The sequence below is a fragment of the Bacillus sp. JJ864 genome, assembly GCF_036963045.1.
Lineage (GTDB): Bacteria > Bacillota > Bacilli > Bacillales > Bacillaceae_G > Bacillus_A > Bacillus_A pseudomycoides_C.
Window position 1 is genome coordinate 374 of record NZ_JBALLY010000060.1, and the last position, 19,979, is coordinate 20,352.

At 36.5% G+C, this 19,979-nt stretch carries 26 protein-coding genes; 22 read left to right on the forward strand and 4 right to left on the reverse strand.

All coding sequences use genetic code 11. The features are described from left to right. Positions 1 to 718 precede the first annotated feature (718 nt). The 11 genes from V7024_RS10840 to V7024_RS10890 all read left to right on the forward strand — a co-directional run bounded on the left by V7024_RS10840 (position 719) and on the right by V7024_RS10890 (position 8,229). Positions 719 to 1,039 (forward strand): PadR family transcriptional regulator, encoded by a 321-nt coding sequence (locus V7024_RS10840; protein WP_098918361.1) that lies wholly within the window; start codon positions 719 to 721, stop codon positions 1,037 to 1,039. 76 nt (positions 1,040 to 1,115) lie between these two features. Beyond that, positions 1,116 to 1,457: a DUF1048 domain-containing protein gene (locus V7024_RS10845; protein ID WP_335519481.1), complete on the forward strand. Its 342-nt coding sequence runs from the start codon at positions 1,116 to 1,118 to the stop codon at positions 1,455 to 1,457. Between the two features lie 171 nt (positions 1,458 to 1,628). Further along, entirely contained in the window at positions 1,629 to 2,390 is a 762-nt protein-coding gene (locus V7024_RS10850) for an ABC transporter ATP-binding protein (RefSeq protein ID WP_335519484.1), read from the forward strand. Further along, a complete protein-coding gene (locus tag V7024_RS10855) occupies positions 2,391 to 3,140 on the forward strand; it encodes an ABC transporter permease (protein WP_335519487.1) in 750 nt (249 codons plus the stop codon). Positions 3,141 to 3,896: 756 nt separating this feature from the next. Further along, the gene (locus V7024_RS10860; protein WP_335519490.1) at positions 3,897 to 4,187 is read left to right on the forward strand and encodes a hypothetical protein; all 291 of its coding nucleotides are present in this window, start codon (positions 3,897 to 3,899) and stop codon (positions 4,185 to 4,187) included. Positions 4,188 to 4,688: 501 nt separating this feature from the next. Next, on the forward strand, positions 4,689 to 5,249 hold the full coding sequence (locus tag V7024_RS10865; RefSeq protein ID WP_335519493.1) for a hypothetical protein: 561 nt from the start codon (positions 4,689 to 4,691) through the stop codon (positions 5,247 to 5,249). Between the two features lie 136 nt (positions 5,250 to 5,385). Beyond that, the gene (locus tag V7024_RS10870; RefSeq protein ID WP_335519496.1) at positions 5,386 to 5,739 is read left to right on the forward strand and encodes an SH3 domain-containing protein; all 354 of its coding nucleotides are present in this window, start codon (positions 5,386 to 5,388) and stop codon (positions 5,737 to 5,739) included. Positions 5,740 to 5,802: 63 nt separating this feature from the next. Next, on the forward strand, positions 5,803 to 6,330 hold the full coding sequence (locus tag V7024_RS10875) for a histidine phosphatase family protein (RefSeq protein WP_335519499.1): 528 nt from the start codon (positions 5,803 to 5,805) through the stop codon (positions 6,328 to 6,330). Between the two features lie 30 nt (positions 6,331 to 6,360). Continuing rightward, a complete protein-coding gene (locus V7024_RS10880) occupies positions 6,361 to 7,032 on the forward strand; it encodes an HAD family hydrolase (protein ID WP_335519502.1) in 672 nt (223 codons plus the stop codon). Positions 7,033 to 7,103: 71 nt separating this feature from the next. Continuing rightward, positions 7,104 to 7,601, forward strand: coding sequence for a GNAT family N-acetyltransferase (locus tag V7024_RS10885; RefSeq protein ID WP_335519584.1), 498 nt, complete (start codon positions 7,104 to 7,106; stop codon positions 7,599 to 7,601). Between the two features lie 31 nt (positions 7,602 to 7,632). After that, entirely contained in the window at positions 7,633 to 8,229 is a 597-nt protein-coding gene (locus V7024_RS10890) for a GNAT family N-acetyltransferase (protein ID WP_335519505.1), read from the forward strand. 54 nt (positions 8,230 to 8,283) lie between these two features. On the opposite strand, the gene V7024_RS10895 is transcribed toward V7024_RS10890, so the two are convergent. After that, positions 8,284 to 8,763 (reverse strand): hypothetical protein, encoded by a 480-nt coding sequence (locus V7024_RS10895; protein WP_335519508.1) that lies wholly within the window; start codon positions 8,761 to 8,763, stop codon positions 8,284 to 8,286. A 368-nt stretch (positions 8,764 to 9,131) separates the two neighbouring features. Here V7024_RS10895 and V7024_RS10900 point away from each other — a divergent pair, with 368 nt between their 5' ends. The 5 genes from V7024_RS10900 to tlp all read left to right on the forward strand — a co-directional run bounded on the left by V7024_RS10900 (position 9,132) and on the right by tlp (position 11,852). Then, the gene (locus V7024_RS10900) at positions 9,132 to 9,707 is read left to right on the forward strand and encodes a peroxiredoxin family protein (protein WP_335519511.1); all 576 of its coding nucleotides are present in this window, start codon (positions 9,132 to 9,134) and stop codon (positions 9,705 to 9,707) included. 493 nt (positions 9,708 to 10,200) lie between these two features. Further along, the gene (locus V7024_RS10905; protein WP_335519514.1) at positions 10,201 to 11,091 is read left to right on the forward strand and encodes a 3'-5' exonuclease; all 891 of its coding nucleotides are present in this window, start codon (positions 10,201 to 10,203) and stop codon (positions 11,089 to 11,091) included. A gap of 108 nt (positions 11,092 to 11,199) precedes the next feature. After that, positions 11,200 to 11,343, forward strand: coding sequence for an FbpB family small basic protein (locus V7024_RS10910; RefSeq protein WP_020061954.1), 144 nt, complete (start codon positions 11,200 to 11,202; stop codon positions 11,341 to 11,343). Between the two features lie 42 nt (positions 11,344 to 11,385). Next, positions 11,386 to 11,520 carry an acid-soluble spore protein N gene (locus tag V7024_RS10915; protein ID WP_098918370.1) on the forward strand — a complete coding sequence of 45 codons (135 nt, stop codon included), beginning with the start codon at positions 11,386 to 11,388 and terminating at the stop codon, positions 11,518 to 11,520. Between the two features lie 104 nt (positions 11,521 to 11,624). Continuing rightward, positions 11,625 to 11,852 carry a small acid-soluble spore protein Tlp gene (tlp, locus tag V7024_RS10920; protein WP_335519520.1) on the forward strand — a complete coding sequence of 76 codons (228 nt, stop codon included), beginning with the start codon at positions 11,625 to 11,627 and terminating at the stop codon, positions 11,850 to 11,852. A 17-nt stretch (positions 11,853 to 11,869) separates the two neighbouring features. Here the strand turns inward: tlp and V7024_RS10925 are convergent, their stop codons facing one another. Further along, positions 11,870 to 13,159: a LysM peptidoglycan-binding domain-containing protein gene (locus tag V7024_RS10925; RefSeq protein ID WP_335519523.1), complete on the reverse strand. Its 1,290-nt coding sequence runs from the start codon at positions 13,157 to 13,159 to the stop codon at positions 11,870 to 11,872. A 110-nt stretch (positions 13,160 to 13,269) separates the two neighbouring features. Here V7024_RS10925 and V7024_RS10930 point away from each other — a divergent pair, with 110 nt between their 5' ends. After that, positions 13,270 to 13,689, forward strand: a complete 420-nt coding sequence (locus V7024_RS10930; RefSeq protein ID WP_335519526.1) for an acyl-CoA thioesterase — start codon at positions 13,270 to 13,272, stop codon at positions 13,687 to 13,689. Between the two features lie 24 nt (positions 13,690 to 13,713). Here V7024_RS10930 and V7024_RS10935 read toward each other — a convergent pair whose 3' ends face one another. Together V7024_RS10935 and plsY are read right to left on the reverse strand one after the other, a co-directional pair. Further along, entirely contained in the window at positions 13,714 to 14,004 is a 291-nt protein-coding gene (locus tag V7024_RS10935; RefSeq protein ID WP_335519529.1) for a HesB/YadR/YfhF family protein, read from the reverse strand. Positions 14,005 to 14,112: 108 nt separating this feature from the next. After that, positions 14,113 to 14,706 (reverse strand): glycerol-3-phosphate 1-O-acyltransferase PlsY, encoded by a 594-nt coding sequence (gene plsY, locus V7024_RS10940; RefSeq protein WP_335519532.1) that lies wholly within the window; start codon positions 14,704 to 14,706, stop codon positions 14,113 to 14,115. A 264-nt stretch (positions 14,707 to 14,970) separates the two neighbouring features. Here plsY and V7024_RS10945 point away from each other — a divergent pair, with 264 nt between their 5' ends. The 5 genes from V7024_RS10945 to V7024_RS10965 all read left to right on the forward strand — a co-directional run bounded on the left by V7024_RS10945 (position 14,971) and on the right by V7024_RS10965 (position 19,841). Continuing rightward, positions 14,971 to 16,827 (forward strand): anaerobic ribonucleoside triphosphate reductase, encoded by a 1,857-nt coding sequence (locus tag V7024_RS10945; protein WP_335519586.1) that lies wholly within the window; start codon positions 14,971 to 14,973, stop codon positions 16,825 to 16,827. Beyond that, entirely contained in the window at positions 16,824 to 17,276 is a 453-nt protein-coding gene (gene nrdG / locus V7024_RS10950; RefSeq protein ID WP_335519535.1) for an anaerobic ribonucleoside-triphosphate reductase activating protein, read from the forward strand. Before V7024_RS10945 ends, nrdG begins: the two co-directional genes overlap by 4 nt. 15 nt (positions 17,277 to 17,291) lie before the next feature. Next, complete coding sequence (locus V7024_RS10955) at positions 17,292 to 17,969, forward strand: response regulator transcription factor (protein WP_020061945.1); 678 nt, start codon at positions 17,292 to 17,294, stop codon at positions 17,967 to 17,969. 177 nt (positions 17,970 to 18,146) lie between these two features. Further along, positions 18,147 to 19,355 carry a S1C family serine protease gene (locus V7024_RS10960; protein ID WP_335519539.1) on the forward strand — a complete coding sequence of 403 codons (1,209 nt, stop codon included), beginning with the start codon at positions 18,147 to 18,149 and terminating at the stop codon, positions 19,353 to 19,355. A gap of 72 nt (positions 19,356 to 19,427) precedes the next feature. Next, the gene (locus V7024_RS10965) at positions 19,428 to 19,841 is read left to right on the forward strand and encodes a CoA-binding protein (protein WP_335519542.1); all 414 of its coding nucleotides are present in this window, start codon (positions 19,428 to 19,430) and stop codon (positions 19,839 to 19,841) included. Positions 19,842 to 19,979: the final 138 nt, after the last annotated feature.

Here is a 19,979-nt window from a genome sequence, read left to right on the forward strand (position 1 = left end):
CGCCAGGATAGGAATGTATAAAAAATGAATAAAGTCATGGGAAAAGAAAAAGGTGGATTCCTTGTGAGAGTAGGGATCCGCCTTTTTCTTGCTACTGATAATAGGTGATTATGTAAATTAGATTTGTATAGAATATCCATTCGAACCTTTGGATCTTCTTCAACTAACGGAGCAGTTTAGTTAAATAAGAAAGATAAGTTTTTTAATATGGAGAAAATATATTTAGCTTTATTTCTTAGAGGGAGTAAAGCTTTTAATTTATAATAAATCCAGTAAAGACATAAGAGGTATATACTAATGAACAACACATTTCTAGATTTATTCGGTGAGTTCATTGAAACAGAAGACGGCTTTTTACTTAAAAAAGTTAATGAGTAAAGTAGTGAATAAGATAATCGAAAAATAATGGAGGGATAGAATTGCTATATTCACATGTACAACTGCTGGATGGGAATGATCAGCGGTGCAATCATTGTGAAAGAAGCATAGGAGGAAGTAAAAGCTCTATAAAGAAAATCGGCTATATCCAATGGGAATAGCTGATTTTAAAAATATTTAGAAAATCTAGTTGACACTCCCGCTACTCGGTGATAGAATGTGCTTGTAATAAGTAATACTGAATATCTTCTCAAAAGATATTCAGTAAAAATTCGCCTTAGTACTCTGTGATACTGAATATAAGTCAGACAGAATAGAGGGGGTAGAGGAGGATCAGAACATGGAAAATTTAACTGAAATGCTGAAGGGTTCGCTGGAAGGTTGTGTGCTGGAAATCATCAGCCGCCGTGAAACCTATGGCTATGAGATTACCCGCCACCTGAATGAGCTTGGGTTTACCGAAGTCGTGGAAGGGACGGTCTATACCATCCTCGTGCGATTAGAGAAGAAAAAACTTGTGAATATTGAAAAGAAACCGTCAGATATGGGGCCGCCTCGCAAGTTTTATTCACTAAATGAGGCTGGCCGCCAGGAGCTTAAATTGTTTTGGAAAAAATGGGAGTTTGTATCATCAAAAATTAACGTCTTGAAGTCAAACTAGCTTCATAAGATAAGATATTCCGTCCGATATTTTTTGGGTTTCTTGTTCTGCTTTATAAAAAAGGAGGAAAAATAATATGATGGAAATGTTCAAAAAATTGATTGGTGATAAAAAAGAGTACAAAATGATGATGGCACGAGTTGGAGCCTTGCCAGAGGACTACCAGTTTGTGTTTAAAAAAATTCAAAACTACATGTGGAATTTCTCAGCGGGCAACGGGATGGATATGCTACACATACAGTATGAATTAATCGATTTGTTTGAAGCTGGTGCGGCGGAAGGTAGACAAGTGCTGGAAATCACTGGGGAGGACGTGGCGTCCTTTGCTGACGAACTAGTGGCAAACGCTAAAACTTATGTCTCCAAGTATCGTGATGATTTGAATCAAAGTATCATGAAGCGATTGAGAAAAAAATAAATACAATAGATAATACTGACTGATTAGCTGGTTACAAATGTGAATTGCCGCCATCGCTATTCAGTTATATTTTCAACTCAGTACTAAGTAATACAGATTATCTGTATTACTTAATAGAAAGGTGTAGGCAATCTAGCTTCGTAAAGCACTTTTTATAAGGAGGAAAAAAGTATGAGCGATGTAGCGATTTCTGTAAAAGGGTTAAAAAAATCTTTTAAAGATAAGGAAGTCTTAAAGGGGGTGGATTTTAAGGTGCAGCGTGGCGAAATTTTCGCACTGCTGGGCTCAAATGGGGCGGGCAAGACGACGACGGTCAACATCCTCTCGACGCTGATGAAGCCCGATGGCGGCGAAGTAGGTATTTGCGGCTTTGACGTCCAGCGTCAACCGGATCATGTTCGCCAAAGCATCAGCCTGACAGGGCAGTTCGCAGCTTTAGACGGCATGCTCACCGGGCGGGAAAACTTGATGATGATCGCCAAGTTGCGGGGAGTTTCCAATCCCGCTCAAGTCGCCGACAATCTGCTTGCAAGATTCAGCCTGACCGATGCGGCCAACCGCCGGGCGGACCAGTATTCCGGCGGGATGAAGCGCCGACTTGATATCGCCATGAGCCTGATCGGGACGCCAGCAGTCATTTTTCTCGATGAACCGACGACAGGGCTTGACCCCGAAGCGCGGATTGAAGTCTGGGATACCGTCAAGGAGCTTGCCGGTGGCGGCACGACCATCTTACTGACGACCCAGTACCTGGAGGAAGCCGAACAACTGGCGGACCGTATCGCCATCCTGCATGGCGGAAAAATCATCACGACCGGTACTCTTACCGAACTCAAAGAGATGTTCCCGCCAGCGAAAGTGGAGTACATCGAGAAGCAGCCGACATTGGAGGAAATTTTCCTCGCGATCATTGGCAAAAAGGAGGAGATGTAAATGAAAAGTAAAACAGGGGTATTACTAGGACGTTTAATGCGCAACATCATGCGCAGCCCGGATACGATTATCACGGTGGCGATTACGCCGATTATGATGCTGCTGCTGTTTGTCTACGTATTTGGCGGCGCCATAAAGACAGGCACGGACAACTACGTCAATTATTTATTGCCGGGAATCTTACTGATGGCTATCGCATCAGGCGTCGCTTACACTTCACTGCGGCTGTTTACGGATGTAAAGAGCGGTCTGATGGCGCGTTTCATTACCATGCCCATCAAGCGCTCGTCGGTATTGTGGGCTCACGTGTTGACATCGCTTGTTTCCAATGCGCTTACTGTCGTGGTGGTTATCCTCGTCGCCCTCTTGATGGGCTTTCGTTCCAGCGCTGATATCCTGGATTGGCTCGCGGTAGCTGGGATACTCGGGCTGTTTACGCTGGCGCTGACATGGCTGGCTGTCATTCCCGGATTGACAGCTAAGTCTATGGAAGGGGCGACAGCCTACTCGTATCCGCTGATTTTCCTGCCGTTTATCAGTTCGGCCTTTGTCCCCACCGAAACCATGCCTAAAATTGTCCGTGCGTTCGCAGAGAACCAGCCCGTGACTTCAATAGTGAATACGATTCGTGCTCTCTTGTATGAAGGGTCTGTTGGCAACGGTATCTGGATCGCGCTTGCCTGGTGCGTCGGCATCATGGTCATTGCTTACTTCTTCGCCAGTAAAGTATTTAAACGTCAGTTGGGATAAGTACACCATCGGTTCGGTGTCTCGTGGCAACTAAATCTTCCAAAATAAAATATATGTTTAGAAAAATATAGAAAAATTTTCCTTACTTTAATTATTTGTCATGTTCTCAGGGTAACTATTGTCGATATAACACCTTCATATAAATGGTGGATAGGTTTATTATTAATAGTCATTACATGAATAAGAAGAAAAGAGATGGTTCTGCCATCTCTTTATCTATTTTTTACAAACTAGAATATTAGATTATTATTTTACTGATACCCACTCAACGTTTCTAATGTTGCATAAAATTCTTTCATATTTTGCTACAAATATCGTGCGATTATCGCAATTTAATTTGCAACACTTATTGATAGCCTATTTTATGTTTAGCACAATAAAATTAAGGTTTTTACTTCCAACAAATGTCTTAACGAGGGAAATGTGATATTTCGTTGGCGGTACCCCATGCCTATCAACCTAACAGAACAGGTTGTCCCAAAAATGATAAAAATGAACTTCGTTGCTATAAAAAACAAAAAATTTTCGTTTAGGGGGGACTTCAAAATCTTAGCTTGATGGCGATACTCCTTAATTAAAGAAAGTTATATCGTTTGTAAGAAAGTCGTACCGTTTATAAAAAAGATGAACTGAAACAACTTATCTAAGTGGCGAAGGGATTTCATTTCATCTTTTTTATTGAACTAATGGAGAAGGATAGTTGTAGAATATTGATATAAAATATATCTTAAAGAAAATGGTACAGGAGGTGCTAAAATGGCTAGGTTAAAATTATTAAAAAGTATAGGGCATAACACTGTTCATAGCTATTTAAGCTTAATGATTTATAGAGATAACGGATATGTTATTGAGCATTTATATAATATTGCTAAAGAAAAAAATATAGATAGTATTGTTATAGATATTTTAGGAAGAAGTATTAAACCTAAAGCTTTTGAAATTCCAGTAATAAAGGAGTCTTTAGATGCTTTAGGAAAAGACTTCGAACGTCTTTTAAAAGGTGAAAATATCCCCTTAGACAATATTTTTTTGCAACAGCAAGCATAGTTTATAATTTAGAAAACCCACACATTGGTGATTCTGGTGATAAACTAGAAAAACATGGTTGTTTTGTTGAAATTATAGATAAAAATGGAAAATCACATAAAATTATCGTTAAAGAATGGTGGCGATAGTCCCAGACTTCTTTAACAAATGGGTGCTTAAGTGACATATGAATCATAGAAATGATCGAACTTTTTTTAGAAATTTTATAACCATTCACAAGAAAAGACTTCATTTTGCGCAATCTATATTTCAAAATGAAGTTTTTCTTATACAGACAAATAAGGTTTAATGGCAATTTTTTAATTAAACTTTATTTCAAAGCTATAATATACATATTATTTTTAAGAAAGTTCTTGTAAGTAACGTTTGATTGTTGCAAATGAGTAAGTGTCTTTTTTTTTAATGCGCAGGAAAATGAAGGGACGGTGTGAAAAAGTGCTATAAGGAACGGGATTCATAAAAAAGAAACGATTGCTTTTTTAAATCAAAGGAGGGAATCGTATGTATATTTTGATCGGGAGTGGACTTTTAATTGTAGTTCTTGTCATTTTATTAGCAGAAAAAATTGCTCCAAACTCAGTGATGATGGTAAGTTTTCAAGGAATACAATTGAAAAAGTTTCTTTTAGGATTTACAGCTATTGGCGTTCTTTGTACTGCTTACGGTATATATCATAAAGTGACATATAAACTTCCTTATATGGATATTACGGTAAGTAATGAGAAATATACTGTCTTTGGAAACATTGGGGGATTAGGTTATTATTCCGATGAATTGATTAAAAAAGGAAAAGAAACGCACATGTATATAACACTTTGGGAAGAGATTCGCCAAACGGATGCTCGAATGGTTATCGCTTATCCATCTGGAAAAGTGGAAGTTTGGGAGCCGCAACTGTCTTTGCTTACGGATACAATGAAACAAGACGGGAATAAGAAGTTTAAAATTAAAGAAATTTATGAACTGTCTTCTTACACGTTTAAAGAACCCGGAAATGTAAAAGTAACTTTAAAAAATGGAGCGGATACGATTGGTAGTATGTCAGTGAAAGTGCAAGAATAAATTTTGAAGAATGGTGTGTATATTTTGCTTTTTAGGTAAAAGGATTCGATATACTTTTTGTCGAATTTACAGGAAATAGGTGGCGTAAATGTATGGTATTGCTAATTAAGTGTAAATAAGAAAGAAGGGATTCGCATTGAAGTATGTAGTTATACAAAAACATAGGACGAATTATCCGAATCCTATTAGCTTAGTTCAGGGACAGTCATTTATTATTGGGGATAAATATAATGGACCAGAAAAATGGGATAATTGGTACTTTTGTACAACAGTAGATAAAAACAGTTCAGGTTGGGTTCCAGCGCAACTTATACAATGGAAAGGAACAGAAGGTATTGCGAAGGGAAATTATACTGCAAAAGAGTTGAATGTTGATGAAGGTGAACACCTGGTCGGGTTAAAAGAACTTAACGGATGGATTTGGTGTCAAAGAGTTCTTACTATTGAAGAAGGATGGGTACCAAAAGAAAATGTAAAGCTTACTATATAAATAGAAAGAAGAGCCATTAATCAGAGAAAATAAAAATTCGCAAGTAACGGGGAGGCTGGAGCAATGATTTATGTAGTTAGACACGGACAAACAGATTTGAACAGAGAAGGAAGACTGCAAGGAAGAGCGGGTTTATCTTTAAATGAACATGGGGTAGAGCAAGCGAAACGTTTAAGAGATAAATTGAAAAATATAAAATTTGACTACGTATTTTCCTCTCCGCAAGAACGAGCGATTCAAACAGCTGAGATAGCGACAGGTATAAAAGCCATAACTGATGAAAGACTTGATGTTTTTGACTTAGGAGAAACTGATGGATTAAAAAAAGGTGAAGTGAAGATGGTTGGAGCTGTTCCTGATTCTAGTGTTTATAACGGCGCTGAAGAACCTAATAGTTACGTGAAAATAGTTTTTAGTTTTATGAATGAACTTGAAAGTAAATATGGCAAAAAAGAGTTAAACATTTTATTATCCGGACATAGATGTACAACAGGTTGCATTGCTGCTTATTTTGAAGGGATACCGGAAGACAGTAATATTTTAAGGATTTCATCAAATAATGGAGAATATAAAGTATACAACTTCAAATAATCGCAAAATTTCGAAATAAGGAGAAGATATATGATTAAAGCCGTCATTTTCGATTTAGATGGAACTCTATTAGACAGAGATCAATCCCTTAAACTTTTTATTAAAGACCAATATAAAAGATACATCAATGAATTTAAGCATATACCTGAAGAACAATATGTAACTAGGTTCATTGAATTAGATAATAAGGGATATGTTTGGAAAGACAAAGTATACGAGCAATTGCTCAGAGAATATGCTATTTCCAGTTTAACTCAGGAGCAATTGTTAGAGGATTACATAAAGAATTTTCAGCATCACTGTATGCCATTCCCTCATATGGAGAACGTTTTACAGGAGCTCAAAAAAAGAGGGTTCTTATTAGGGATGATTACAAATGGATTTACTGAATTTCAATTACTGAATATTCGCTCTCTTGAGATTGAGAAGTATATGGATACCATATTAGTGTCCGAGCAAGAGGGGATAAAAAAACCACAAGCTGAAATCTTCCTAAGAGCTTTAGAAAGATTAGGTGTCAACCCCGAAGAAAGTATTTACATAGGAGATCATCCAGAGAATGATGTAATTGGGGCAAGGAATGTAGGCCTACATGCAATGTGGAAAAAGGATATATTTTGGGGACGGCCTTTTGCAGATGAGCATGTTATTGAGGATTTACAAGAGTTGTTGTCCAAAGTTAATACATTCCAAAAAGTTTAATAAAGCAAAGGATACAGAGAAAAAAATAACGCTAAATTAAACATAGTCGTATAGGGGGAATTGAATTGTTCATGCGAGAGGCAACGGAAAGTGATGCAGCGGAAATTTTATGTATTCGAAAGAGCATTATTTCTCAAAATGATTTTTTTATTCCTACAAGCGAAGAGTTTCATGTTGATATTGAAACGCAGAGAGAGAAAACCATTACAAACAGTAAGCAAGGCGGCGTAACATTTGTTGCAGAAGACGGTGGACGTATTGTTGGTTTTTTAGTGTTTACAAGAAATTCTATGAAACGCTTAAATCATACTGGCTTATTTGGAATGGGAATTTTAGAAGACTATCGTAATCAAGGTGTAGGAACAAAATTGCTTTCGCAATTAATAGACTGGGCAAAAACACAAGAAGGTATAGAAAAAATTTGTTTAGGTGTTTTCTCAACAAACGAAAGAGCAATAAAAGTATATGAAAAAATCGGTTTCAAAGAAGAAGGCAGAGAAAAACGACACATTAAATTTGAGGATGGACGATATGCGGATAATGTTCTGATGGCATTGTATTTGCAATAATAAATGAACATTGGAATAAAGGAGGACTTTCATGACATTCCCAATTCTAGAAACAAAACGTCTACGCTTAATCGAAATAAACCAAACCTATAGCCAAAATATATATGACATTTTTTCACTTGAAGAGGTAACGCGTTACTATGGCATGAATCCTTTTAAAGAGGTCGAGCAAGCTGTTCGGATGGTCGATTCTTTTGCAAAAAATTTTCAAGAAAAACGTGCGATTCGTTGGGGGATCGTTGTGAAGGAAACAGATGATTTTGTTGGTACAGTAGGATTTAATAATTTACAACTTTGGAGTAAACGAGCTGAAATAGGTTACGATATTCATCCTGTCTTTTGGAGAAAAGGATATGCATCTGAGGCAGTAAAAGTAGTGTTAGCATATGGATTCCAAGAGATAGATTTATTTCGTGTTGGAGCGATTACTTATCCTGAAAATAAGGCATCTTCTTATTTGTTATTAAAATTAGGGTTTCAGAAAGAAGGATTATTAAGAGGTTATATTTATCAAGGAAACCAATCAAATGATGCTTTAGTTTATTCCATTTTGAAAACAGATTGGGAGAAAAAACGATTTAAAACAAATCCTTCTTTGAGAATGCAAAATGACAAGAAAATAAAATAGAATGATTTTGATTCAAACTAGCTCTTTATATCATGAAATCTTAAATGGTAATTTTTATTTGTATTTCTTTTCTATCCAATTAATGAAAAGGTACTGCATACTCAATTCAATTACCATTAAAAACAGATGAAATGAGTAACGATATTCTAGAAAAAGATATAATGCACTAAATGGGACACTTAAGAAAATACTGCCGTATTTATTTTTAGTAAAGAAGTAAATAGCCGCTCCGCAAATCATACCGATTAATAATGATTCCATGGCTATAAATAGAATGGAGTCTCTGGAGTAGAAGTCTAGTATGTAAGTGAATTGTCCTGGGAAGTTTGTATAAAAAATCCAAAGTAAGATAATCCATATATTTAAAGCAATGATGAAATCTTTTCCGAAATGTATTGTTATAAATGCTTGCCAATTACGATGCCGTATAACTCTTATACTTCTTATTAAGAGGAAGATAAGAGCAAAGAACCCAGCCCAAGTAATTATTACTTGTGTAATCTCTGAAATGGTAATCACCCCTTTAACTTTCATTATTTTTCTTTTGGGTTGATTATTGTATCGAAGAATTGGAATAGAAATGCGTATACGAAAAGTGGAATCGTAATATATAAGCTTGTTGTATGTGGTTTTAAAATAATTTTCCCGATTAATGGACAAAGAGTTAGTAAGAAACCAATATGCTGCAATATTTTTCGTTTTTTATCTCTAACACATCCTTTTTGAGGAATCTTACACTATTATTATACAATTCACCAACAGGAATCTCCTGCATTTTCAAGAGAATATGCTTTTCTTTCTATAGAGAATATTTCCATCTTTCTCCGTATAAGCTAAAATAAAGTAAAACTTTCTTTTTTGAGAATCTAGGGGACAAAGATAAAATGTAAGGAATGATGGATATGTGGAGAAAATTAGTAATTGTTGTTGTGTTATTAGGTTTAGCTGGTTATGCAATTTATGAGCAGTTTGGGAAAGAGAAAGTAGAAGTAGCAGATAATCAAGAGCAAAATACAAAGGATGAAAAAGAAGTAATTGCGCAAAATGGCATTGAAATTGGAAAAGTGGCACCTGATTTTGAATTGTCCAAGCTTGATGGTACTAAGGTAAAGCTTTCTGATTTAAAGGGTAAGAAAGTTATTGTGAACTTTTGGGCAACGTGGTGTGGTCCATGTCAAAGAGAAATGCCAGATATGCAGGAATTTTACAGTAAGTATCAAAAGGATGTAGAAATATTAGCGGTAAATTATACAGCGTCAGAGGGAACTGATGGAAAAGAGAAGGTCCGGAAATTTGCAGAGGAGAAAGGTGTTACCTTTCCGATTCTTCTTGATACAGATATAAAGGTAACAACTACTTATAAAGTCCTTACGATTCCAACGTCATATTTTGTTGATACAAAAGGTGTGATCCAAGATAAATTTATTGGACCGATGACGGTGCAGGAAATGGAGAAAAGAGTTGCGGATTTAAAATAAAAGATGAGAGTAGGAATGGCATGTGTACCATTCCTATTTTCTATTTAAAAGCTATATATAAGTTAAAAAAACCACTTTTTTAGGGAGAACGAGAGCATCTGGCCGCGCTTAGAAGCGATTAGGACCTTTTTCTACCACATGCAAGGTTTAAAACAGAAGGAGAAAGCAAGTGCAGGTCAAGTAGTATTCTGCTAGCAGCGATTTATATATTGGAAAATGAAAAAGGATATGGTTCATTACCATAACATGGGGTTGATTTTTTGAAAATGAATTATTTTTAATACACGGAACGGAGAGTGGCGACTCCTGCGGGAATAGCGAGGGAAGTGAGACCCCGCAGGCTTGCCGAGGAGGCTCGCTCTCGCCCGCGGAAAGCGTCCACTCGGAGTGGAGTGTATGTCACCCCGGCTTTTGGTGATGAACCAAGGATATATAATTGAGTTTCTTATATTATATTAAGTTATAATAGAAATAAAAAGCTGAGGAGAAGGTTATGGGAAATTTTACAGGAGATTATGTTGTAATTGATTTTGAAACAACGGGGTTCAATCCTTTTCAAGATAGCATTATTCAAATGGCTGCAATTCGATATCGAAATCATATTTGTACGGATCAATTTGTTTCGTATGTGAACCCAGAGAAAATGATTCCAAGTCGTATTACAATGTTGACAGGGATTCGGAATTTTGATGTTGCAGATGCGCCGACAATTGATATTGTATTACCAGAGTTTGTTTCATTTCTTGGAGAAGATACAATTATTGCTCATAATGCTTCTTTTGATATGCGGTTTTTAAAGAGTAATATGGAACGATTAAGACTTGGTACACTGAAAAATACCGTGATTGATACACTTAGTTTAGCAAAACGATATATAAAACATGTACCGAATCATAAATTAGAAACCCTAAAGCGATTGTTACAAATTAAAGTTGCCTCTCATAATGCATTAGATGATTGTTTCACTTGTGCAGCTGTATATCAAAAGTGTGTAGAGCTAAAGGGTGGAAAAGTAAAAAAAGTGATTTCTGAAGGTGTAACAAAGGAAGAAGAAAGAGCATATGAGATTGTAAAAGAAATATTGGAAAAGCATAATAAAGATATAACAGTGATTCGTCATGCCTGTGTCGGGAATTATTTGGATATTAAAGCAATGAGCTCGTTTGCAAGAATTAAGCTAAAGGGAAGAAAAAGATACGTATTAACAAATAAAGAACAAGATGAAATAGTAGCATTGTATCCGAACGTTTTATGTGAAGTTGCTACGAAAAGTGAATGGGGCCTTACAAGAATCATGATTGATCAGCCTGAAGATTTAATTTCTTTTGAAGCTGTGATTCTTGAGGCGTATGAGAAAGGAATGCAAACATTGCAGCGTTCCTAAAGTGAAGTTAGTTGCATTGTAAGTACGAAAAATAAAATTTTCTCATAAATCTGATTAGAGTGTTTTTTTACTGTTCATACTAGTAACACGAAAGTGAGGGTGAACAGTATGAGAAGAACTCGGCGAAAATCGTTTGAAGAGCTTGTGAAAGAAAATAAACAACAACTACTCAATGATCGTGATGCGATTGAACGGATTGAAGAAAAATTAGAGAAGCGCTACGAAATACGTATTTTTAAGCAGGCTGAATAATTCTTACAACTAGAATGATACTAGTTGTAAGGAGGCGATATTATGGGTAATCCAAAGAAAAATCCAAAAGATTTTGCACCAAATCAGCTTGGGACGCAATCAAGAGCAGCAGGCGGTAATAAAGGGAAACAAATGCAAGATAAATCAGGGAAACAACCAATTGTTGATAACGGTTAGAAAGAGGGAGAATGAAATCATTCTCCTTCTTTTTTGCATACATAATTAAAGGATTTTTTTACAAACTAATGTTGTATGTATTTTCAATAAAGGAGGAAGACATGATGCCAGAACAAACCAAACCAAATCCAGATGATCGCAGTGATAACGTTGAGAAATTGCAAGAGGCGGTATATAACACAATTGAAAATATGAACGAAGCAAGGGAAGCAGCGGAGTTTTCAAATGAGAAAGATCGCGTGGCAATTGAAGCGAAAAATGAGCGCCGTATGGAAAGTATCGAAGGAATGCGAAAAGAGATTAAAGAGGAAGCTGCATATCGCAATCAGTAAGAGAAGGCTGACAATTGTCAGCCTTTTTTTGTAATGGAAAAGTTTTCTGAAAGGAGTCGCCAATTTTGCGGGAAAGGTAAACCAATTTTCCAATAACTGATACCGCGAATTCCTTGTTCTTTTATTAAATTAAACTTACTTTGAACAGATCTAGCATCTTCAAACCATACTTCATGTTTTACTCCATTTGCATCGTAATAATTGAAGTGAGGAGCTTGAGAAGTGAAGTCATATTGAATTGGGACATTGTATTTTCGGGCAAGTGAAACGGCAGCAATAGAACTAACTGCTTTTGCAGGAGGATTTCCTTGTTTAAACGGAACAATCCAATCAAATCCGTATAAGTTTTGCCCCATCATAATTTTCCGCGGCGGCATTTGTGATTTTGCATATTGAATGACTTGTTTTACAGGACCAATTGGAGATACTGCAAGAGGCGGTCCACCTTGCCATCCCCAGTCGTATGTCATAATGACAACGAAATCAACAATTTCACCTTGTGCCTTATAATCATGAGCTGCAGCTGGACCTTTTTGAGTTGAACTTGTTTTTGGGACGACAGTTGTACTGAGTGTATATCCTTTTGGTAGACGTGTTTTTACTTTGCGTAAAAATTGATTATATGCTTCGCGGTCTGCCAGTGCAAAGTTCTCAAAATCGAAGTGGATATCACGCATTCCGTATTTTTGAGCGGTTTGTAAAATGTTTGTAATAAACGTATTTTGAATGGTTTCGTTGCGTAAAATAATGCTTGCTAATTCAGAGCTAAAACTTCCATTTTCAAGATTTGTAATAACGAGCATTGGAATCGTCTGCCCTTGTTTTGCAATTGCGACGATTTCAGATGTTTGTGTGGGTTCTTTCAGTGTTCCATCACGTTTTGCTTCAAAGCTAAAGTAAGCCAAATAGGTTAAATATGAATTGATTGCTTTGGTGGAAGCAAGTAAGCTTTCTTTAATTGGAATTGTGGATGGTTGTAAATAGGCAATGGATTCAATAATTTTTTTTGTTCCTTTTGGTACATAGAGTTGCTGTCCGACTTGGAGATTGGATTTTAATGATAAATGATTCACTTTTGCTAAGCTGGCAAGAGGTACGTTGTAGGTTAAGGCAATTTTATATAAGCTATCACCTGGTTGTACATAGTAGGTATTTCCTTGTGTATTCACAATTAATGCTTGCCCGACGACGAGTGTTTCAGCTGGGTTTAACCCATTATCCTTCACAATTGTTTCTGCTGTTGTTCCATACTGCTTAGCTAATTTATACACGTTATCGCCACTTCGTACAGTTATAATTTGTAGCATATGCTCACTCCTTTAAGGAAAAAAGATCCGCCACTTCTATTTTATTTTCAGATTCTCTGTATTATGATTAAAGGTGTAGAAAGAAACGCAAGCGAGAAGGAGTTAAAATGATGTTTATAGCAGAACAGGAGATTGACATCCGTTATGCAGAGACAGATCAAATGGGTGTCGTGTACCACGCAAATTATTTAGTATGGTTAGAACTTGGCCGTACGAAATTAATTCAAGATTTAGGGTTTTCGTATGTTGAAATGGAGAATGATGGGGTTGTATCTCCTGTACTTGATTTGCAAATTACATACCGAAAAGCAATGCGTTACGGAGAAAAAGCTATTGTGAAAACATGGGTGGAGTCTGTGAGTCCACTACGTGTTGTATATGGCTATGAAATTTATAATGGAAACGGTGAACGTTGTATTACAGCATTTACAACGAATATTTGTGCTAAAAAAGAAGGTTTTCGTCCAGTGTCATTTAAAAAATTGTACCCAGATTGGTATGAGACGTACGAGAAGATTAAAAAGCAATAAAAAACGTGGCATAGGCCACGTTTTTTATTTTACATAATGAAATTGCGGGAACTCATCGTCAGCGTTAAATGTAACAGATAAGTCATGACCATCAAAGAACCATTCATCATCGCCTTCAATAAAGAAAGTAATGCCATCTTCTTGAAATTGTACAACAGGAGTAGCCGGATCATCTTTACGAATTCCTAAAGAAAGACCTTTTTGAACGGTGCTACATCCACCGTATTGCACGAAAAAGCGAAGAGCATCGCCTGTTTGTAAACCAAGCTCGTTTTTATACCAATTTAGTGCTTCTTTTGATACTGAAATGTTCATCTAGTATTCCTCCAACATAATCGCTTTTTCTTTTAGTATAAAAAATAACGCAAAAAGACGCCATTTATATGCTTTGCGTTTTCTTTTTGCGTTATGTGGGTCACAATCTTATTTTTGTTTTTTTGTTAAATTTGCTTTTGGTTCTGTTTTATTTATAATTCGTCCAATATTTGCACGGTGTCTATAAATAACCATACCAGCCAATAAGCACATGGCAATAATGAAGATTTTATCCCCGTTTATAATTGCTGCGATAACAGAGGCGACAGCTGTTATCATAGAAGAAAGTGAAACGTATCTCGTTGTAAATAATAGGGTGAAAAAGATTGCAGCCAATACTACAAAGGAAAGTGGTGCGTAGCATAATAGTACACCAGCAGAAGTAGCAACTGCTTTTCCTCCGCGGAACTTTGCGAAGATTGGGTATACATGTCCTAGTACCGCAGCTAATCCAAACCATAGGGGATGGATATTTAACCCGAACATGATCGGTAGTGCTGTAGCCAATGTCCCTTTTAAAATATCAGCAATTGTAACAATAAAACCCGCTTTTTTCCCTAGTGTACGAAATGTATTCGTTCCTCCTAAATTTCCGCTACCGTGTTCGCGAATATCGATTCCATAACCAATCTTTCCAACAACAAGTGCAGATGGAATCGAGCCAAGCAAATAGGCAACGATAAATAAAAGATATGTAAGCATAAGTTCAGTCTCCTTTATACAAATGTGTTGATAAAGGGTAAAAAGAGTTTTTCCCGTATATTGTACCACACATTTGTAAAGATCACATTTCTTTTTTATTAGGTAAAATTTCAATTCGGAAATATGAGAAAAAAGATTCGATAGATTTTAAAAAAACTTTCACAGGAATGTTACATTTTTCACAGATTCACTCTTACTATATGTTGTATCATTTTGATAGTAAATGAACAAGATGTTGTTGGGGGTTAAGAAATGAATCAAGAAATGAAAAAAAACAGTGAATATGATGAGAATCTAAAGGGGATTTTTGCGAAAATTGTTCATGCAAATGAACAAGATTTAATGCAAGAAAATGCAAACGTTGATGGTCGATCTCCAATGGGAATGATGGGAAAATTTGCTTCTGAAAGTGCAAGGTATTATGCGATAGAACAACTGCTTTCTGAGAAAGTGATACAAGCAATTGATCAAAATATATTATACCCGCATGATTTAGACTTTTATGCAACAGGTACGACAACTTGTTCGCAAATACCGTTAGCGCAGATGCTTCAAAGCGGGTTTCATACAGGTCACGGGCATATGCGACAGCCGCAAGATATTAAAAGTGCATTAGCGCTTTCTTCTATTATTTTTCAAGCAAATCAAAATATGCAGCATGGCGGACAATCATTTGCGCTGTTTGATGTAGATTTGGCGCCATATGTGAGAAAAACGTTTGAACGGAATAAAAAACGTTTAGCAACGTATCCGTTAACAGCTGAGCAAATAGAAGAGTTTGCGTGGAAAGAAACAGAAAATGATACGTATCAAGCATGTGAGGCGTTTATTCATAATTCGAATAGCATGCATAGCAGAGGCGGGGGACAAGTTCCGTTTATTTCAATTAATTACGGAACAGATACATCAAAAGAAGGAAGATTACTAATTAAACAATTATTACGAGCGACTCAAGCTGGATTAGGAAAAGGAGAAACACCAATTTTTCCGATTCAAATCTTCAAGTTAAAAAAGGGAGTAAATTTTGAAGAGAAAGATCCAAATTATGATTTGTTTGAATTAGCAATAGAAACGACAGCGAAACGATTATTCCCTAATTTCTCATTTTTAGATGCACCATTTAATGCGGCGTATTATGATGGGCGCCCTGAAAGTGAAGTGTGTTATATGGGGTGTCGTACGCGTGTAATGTCTAATATTCATGGGGAAGAAACTGCGATTGGAAGAGGGAATTTATCGTTTACCTCTATTAACTTAGTGAAATTAGCATGTATTAGTGGATCAAAAGAAGCGTTTTTTGAAGCTTTAAATTATTATCTTGATCTAGGTATTGATCAATTATTAGAAAGACTCTCCTATCAAGCAACGAAAAAAGCAAGAGATTTTCAATTTTTATATTCCCAAGGAGTATGGCGCGGCGGTGAAAAACTGCAGCCTGAGGATGCTGTCGCTGAAATTTTAAAGCAAGGTACATTAAGTATAGGTTTTATTGGCCTTGCAGAATGTTTAGTTGCTTTAACAGGAAAACATCATGGAGAAGACGTAGAATCTTGGAAGCTTGGATATGAAATTATCGAATATATGAGAAAGAAAATGGATCAAGCAACAGAGGAACATCAATTGAATTTCTCTTTAATTGCAACTCCGGCAGAAGGATTATCTGGAAAGTTTATCAAACAAGATCGAGCTGAATTTGGAACAATTACAGGTGTAACAGATCATAACTTTTATACAAATTCATTCCATATCCCTGTTTATTATCCTATTCAAGCTATTGATAAAATTCGTTTAGAAGGACCATTTCACGAGCTTTGTAATGGTGGTCATATTACGTATATTGAGCTTGACGGAGCGGCTGTTCATAATCAAAAAGCATTACGGCAAATTGTGAAGGCAATGGCTCAGTATGGCGTAGGGTATGGATCGATTAATCACCCGGTTGATCGCTGTAAATGTTGTGGTTATCACGGGATTATTGGAAATGAATGTCCAAGCTGTGAGAATAAAAATGAACATGACTTTGAAAGAATTCGCCGCATTACTGGATATCTTGTAGGAGACATGTCGAAGTGGAACAGCGCGAAACGTAGTGAAGAAAAGGAGCGGGTGAAACATTCATGAGAGTAATGAACATTATTCATGATAGTGTAGTAGATGGAGAAGGATTGCGGACAGTCGTATTTTTTGCGGGCTGTCCGCATCGCTGTTTTGGCTGTCATAATCCACAGTCTTGGAATATTTGTAATGGGACTGAGATGACAAAAGAAGAAATAATAAATGAGATTGAAAACAACTCCCTTACTGATGTAACATTTTCAGGTGGAGATCCATTTTTTCAAGCCACTGAAATAAAAGAACTAGCAAAAAACGTGAAAGATTTACAAAAAAATTTGTGGATTTACACAGGTTATACGTTTGAAGAGATACAGAATTCGCAAAATAATGATATGATAGAGTTGTTGCACTATGCTGATGTGCTAGTAGATGGAAGATTTGAGCTAGAGAAGCGAGATCTCACCCTGCCGTTTCGTGGGAGCTCGAATCAACGTATTATTCGATTGAAAGAGTAAAAGGACGGGATAGAATTGAATAAAACAGTTTTACTTGTTGAAGATGAAAGAAGATTACGAGAAATTGTTAGTGACTATTTTCGTAATGAAGGCTTTGAAGTGATTGAAGCAGAAGATGGCAAGCAAGCATTAGAACTGTTTGCGGAGCATACTGTGGATTTAATTATATTAGATATAATGCTACCAGAAATTGACGGTTGGTCTGTATGTAGACGTGTAAGAAAGGAATCAGCCGTACCGATTATTATGCTAACAGCTCGCTCCGATGAAGATGATACTTTACTTGGTTTTGAATTAGGAGCGGATGAATATGTAACAAAACCGTTTAGTCCGAAAATTTTAGTTGCTCGTGCCAAAACATTACTAAAGCGTGCAGACGGTGCAGTAGGGCAAGCAGAGGAAAATATGCTTTCACTTGCTGGTATTGATGTGAATCGTTTGTCACGTACGGTAACGGTAGATGGTGAAGAAGTAATATTAACACATAAAGAATTTGAGTTACTTGTTTATTTGATGGAAAATAAAGGGATTGTGCTATCCCGCCAGCATTTGTTAGATCAGCTTTGGGGATATGATTACTTCGGAGATGATCGTACAGTAGATACGCATATTAAGAAACTTCGTAATAAGTTAGGCGATAAGGCAACACATATTAGTACAGTTATTCGTGTAGGATACAAATTTGAAGAGTAAAATATCAGTTCCCATTTAAGCAACTTTATATTGATTGCATGTACAATTTTTTGTACCTTTATCTACAATGAATATGATAGTATTTTTTTGTTTGGATTTCACGATGAGTTCACAGAAAGGACACATATCGTGTATATACTAAAAATACGATTTCAACAGAGAGGGGATAAATAAATTATGGGATACTATGATCAACCAGAAACAAATGAAACTCGGACGGAAATTGTAAAAACACGCAGCAAAAAAGGATATTTTTTCACAGGAGTTGTCGGTGCTGTGATTGGTGCTGTTACAATCAGCGTTGTAGCCCCGTATATGCCTTGGACAAATAACGGTATGCTTTCGCAATCAAAAGTAGAAGGAACAGTGGTTCCAGTTGTGAATAAAACAAAAGGTGAAACAGATCTTCCTGGTATGATTGAAGGAGCGAAAGAAGTAGTTGTTGGTGTAATTAACTATCAAAAAACTGTAGATCCATTTTCCGCCGATCCACAAGGACAAGAAGCTGAGGCTGGATCAGGATCAGGTGTGATTTATAAAAAAGTTGGAGATAAAGCACTTATTGTAACGAATAACCATGTTGTAGATGGTGCGAATAAATTAGAAGTAAAGTTGAGCAATGGAACAAATGTTGAAGCGAAATTAGTAGGAAAAGATCCATGGTTAGATCTAGCTGTCGTTGAGATTGATGGAAAAAATGTTAACAAAGTTGCCACTCTAGGAAATTCAGATAAAATCCGTGCAGGAGAATCTGCAATTGCAATTGGTAACCCGCTTGGCTTCGATGGAAGTGTAACAGAAGGAATTATCAGTAGTAAAAATCGTGAAATTCCAGTTGATATTAACAATGACAAACGTCCTGATTGGCAAGCGCAAGTCATTCAAACGGATGCAGCCATTAACCCAGGGAATAGCGGTGGTGCACTATTCAATCAAAATGGTGAAGTAATCGGTATTAACTCTAGTAAAATTGCACAGCAAGCAGTAGAAGGAATTGGCTTTGCGATTCCAATTAATGTAGCGAAACCGGTAATTGACTCCCTTGAAAAATATGGTGAAGTAAAACGACCTGTAATGGGTGTTCAAGTAAGGGGTCTTGATGAATTCCCAAGCTATGCATTAAGTCAATTAAAATTACCGAAAGATGTAACAGCGGGAGTTCTGTTAGCACAGGTTGAATCAGGGTCACCAGCAGAAAAAGCAGGATTGCAAAAATATGATGTTGTTGTTGGCTTTGATGACCAAAAAGTAGAAAATGCAGTTCAATTCCGTAAATATTTATATGAGAAGAAAAAAGTTGGCGATAAAATCGAAGTGACAGCGTATCGAAATGGTGAAAAAATAAAGAAAACAGTCACATTAGCTGCTACTGCTAACTCGAATTAATAAAGAAAGTCTCTTTCATGTTGAAAGAGACTTTCTTTATCGGCTATACTAAATGAACAGGAGGGATTACATATGACAATTGAAAATCCAACTCGTACGGAAATCGGTGAGATTTTAAAGAATAGTAAGACGATTGCGGTTGTCGGATTATCTGATAATCCAGAGCGTACTTCGTATATGGTGTCAAAAGCGATGCAAGATGCAGGATACCGTATTATTCCTGTTAACCCAGCGGTAGATACTGTATTGGGAGAAAAGGCGGTTAAATCGCTAACGGAAATAAAAGAGCCTGTTGATATCGTCAATGTATTTCGTCGTTCTGAATTTTTAATGGATGTTGCAAAAGAGTTTGTGCAGATTGAAGCGCGCACATTTTGGGCACAATTAGGTTTACAAGACGAAGAAACATATCATTTTTTGAAAGAAAAAGGCTATACTGTCATTATGGACCGCTGTATTAAAGTTGAACACGCAATGACAAGATAGGTCTTAATTGTGAAGTTTATTAGGCTCCTATTCATATAATAGGGAAAAGCAGATGGACGAGGTGTTCATCATGAAGTTTTTTAAAGGTTGTTTTTGGGGATTGCTGCTTGTCACTCCATTTTGGATGATTATCATTTT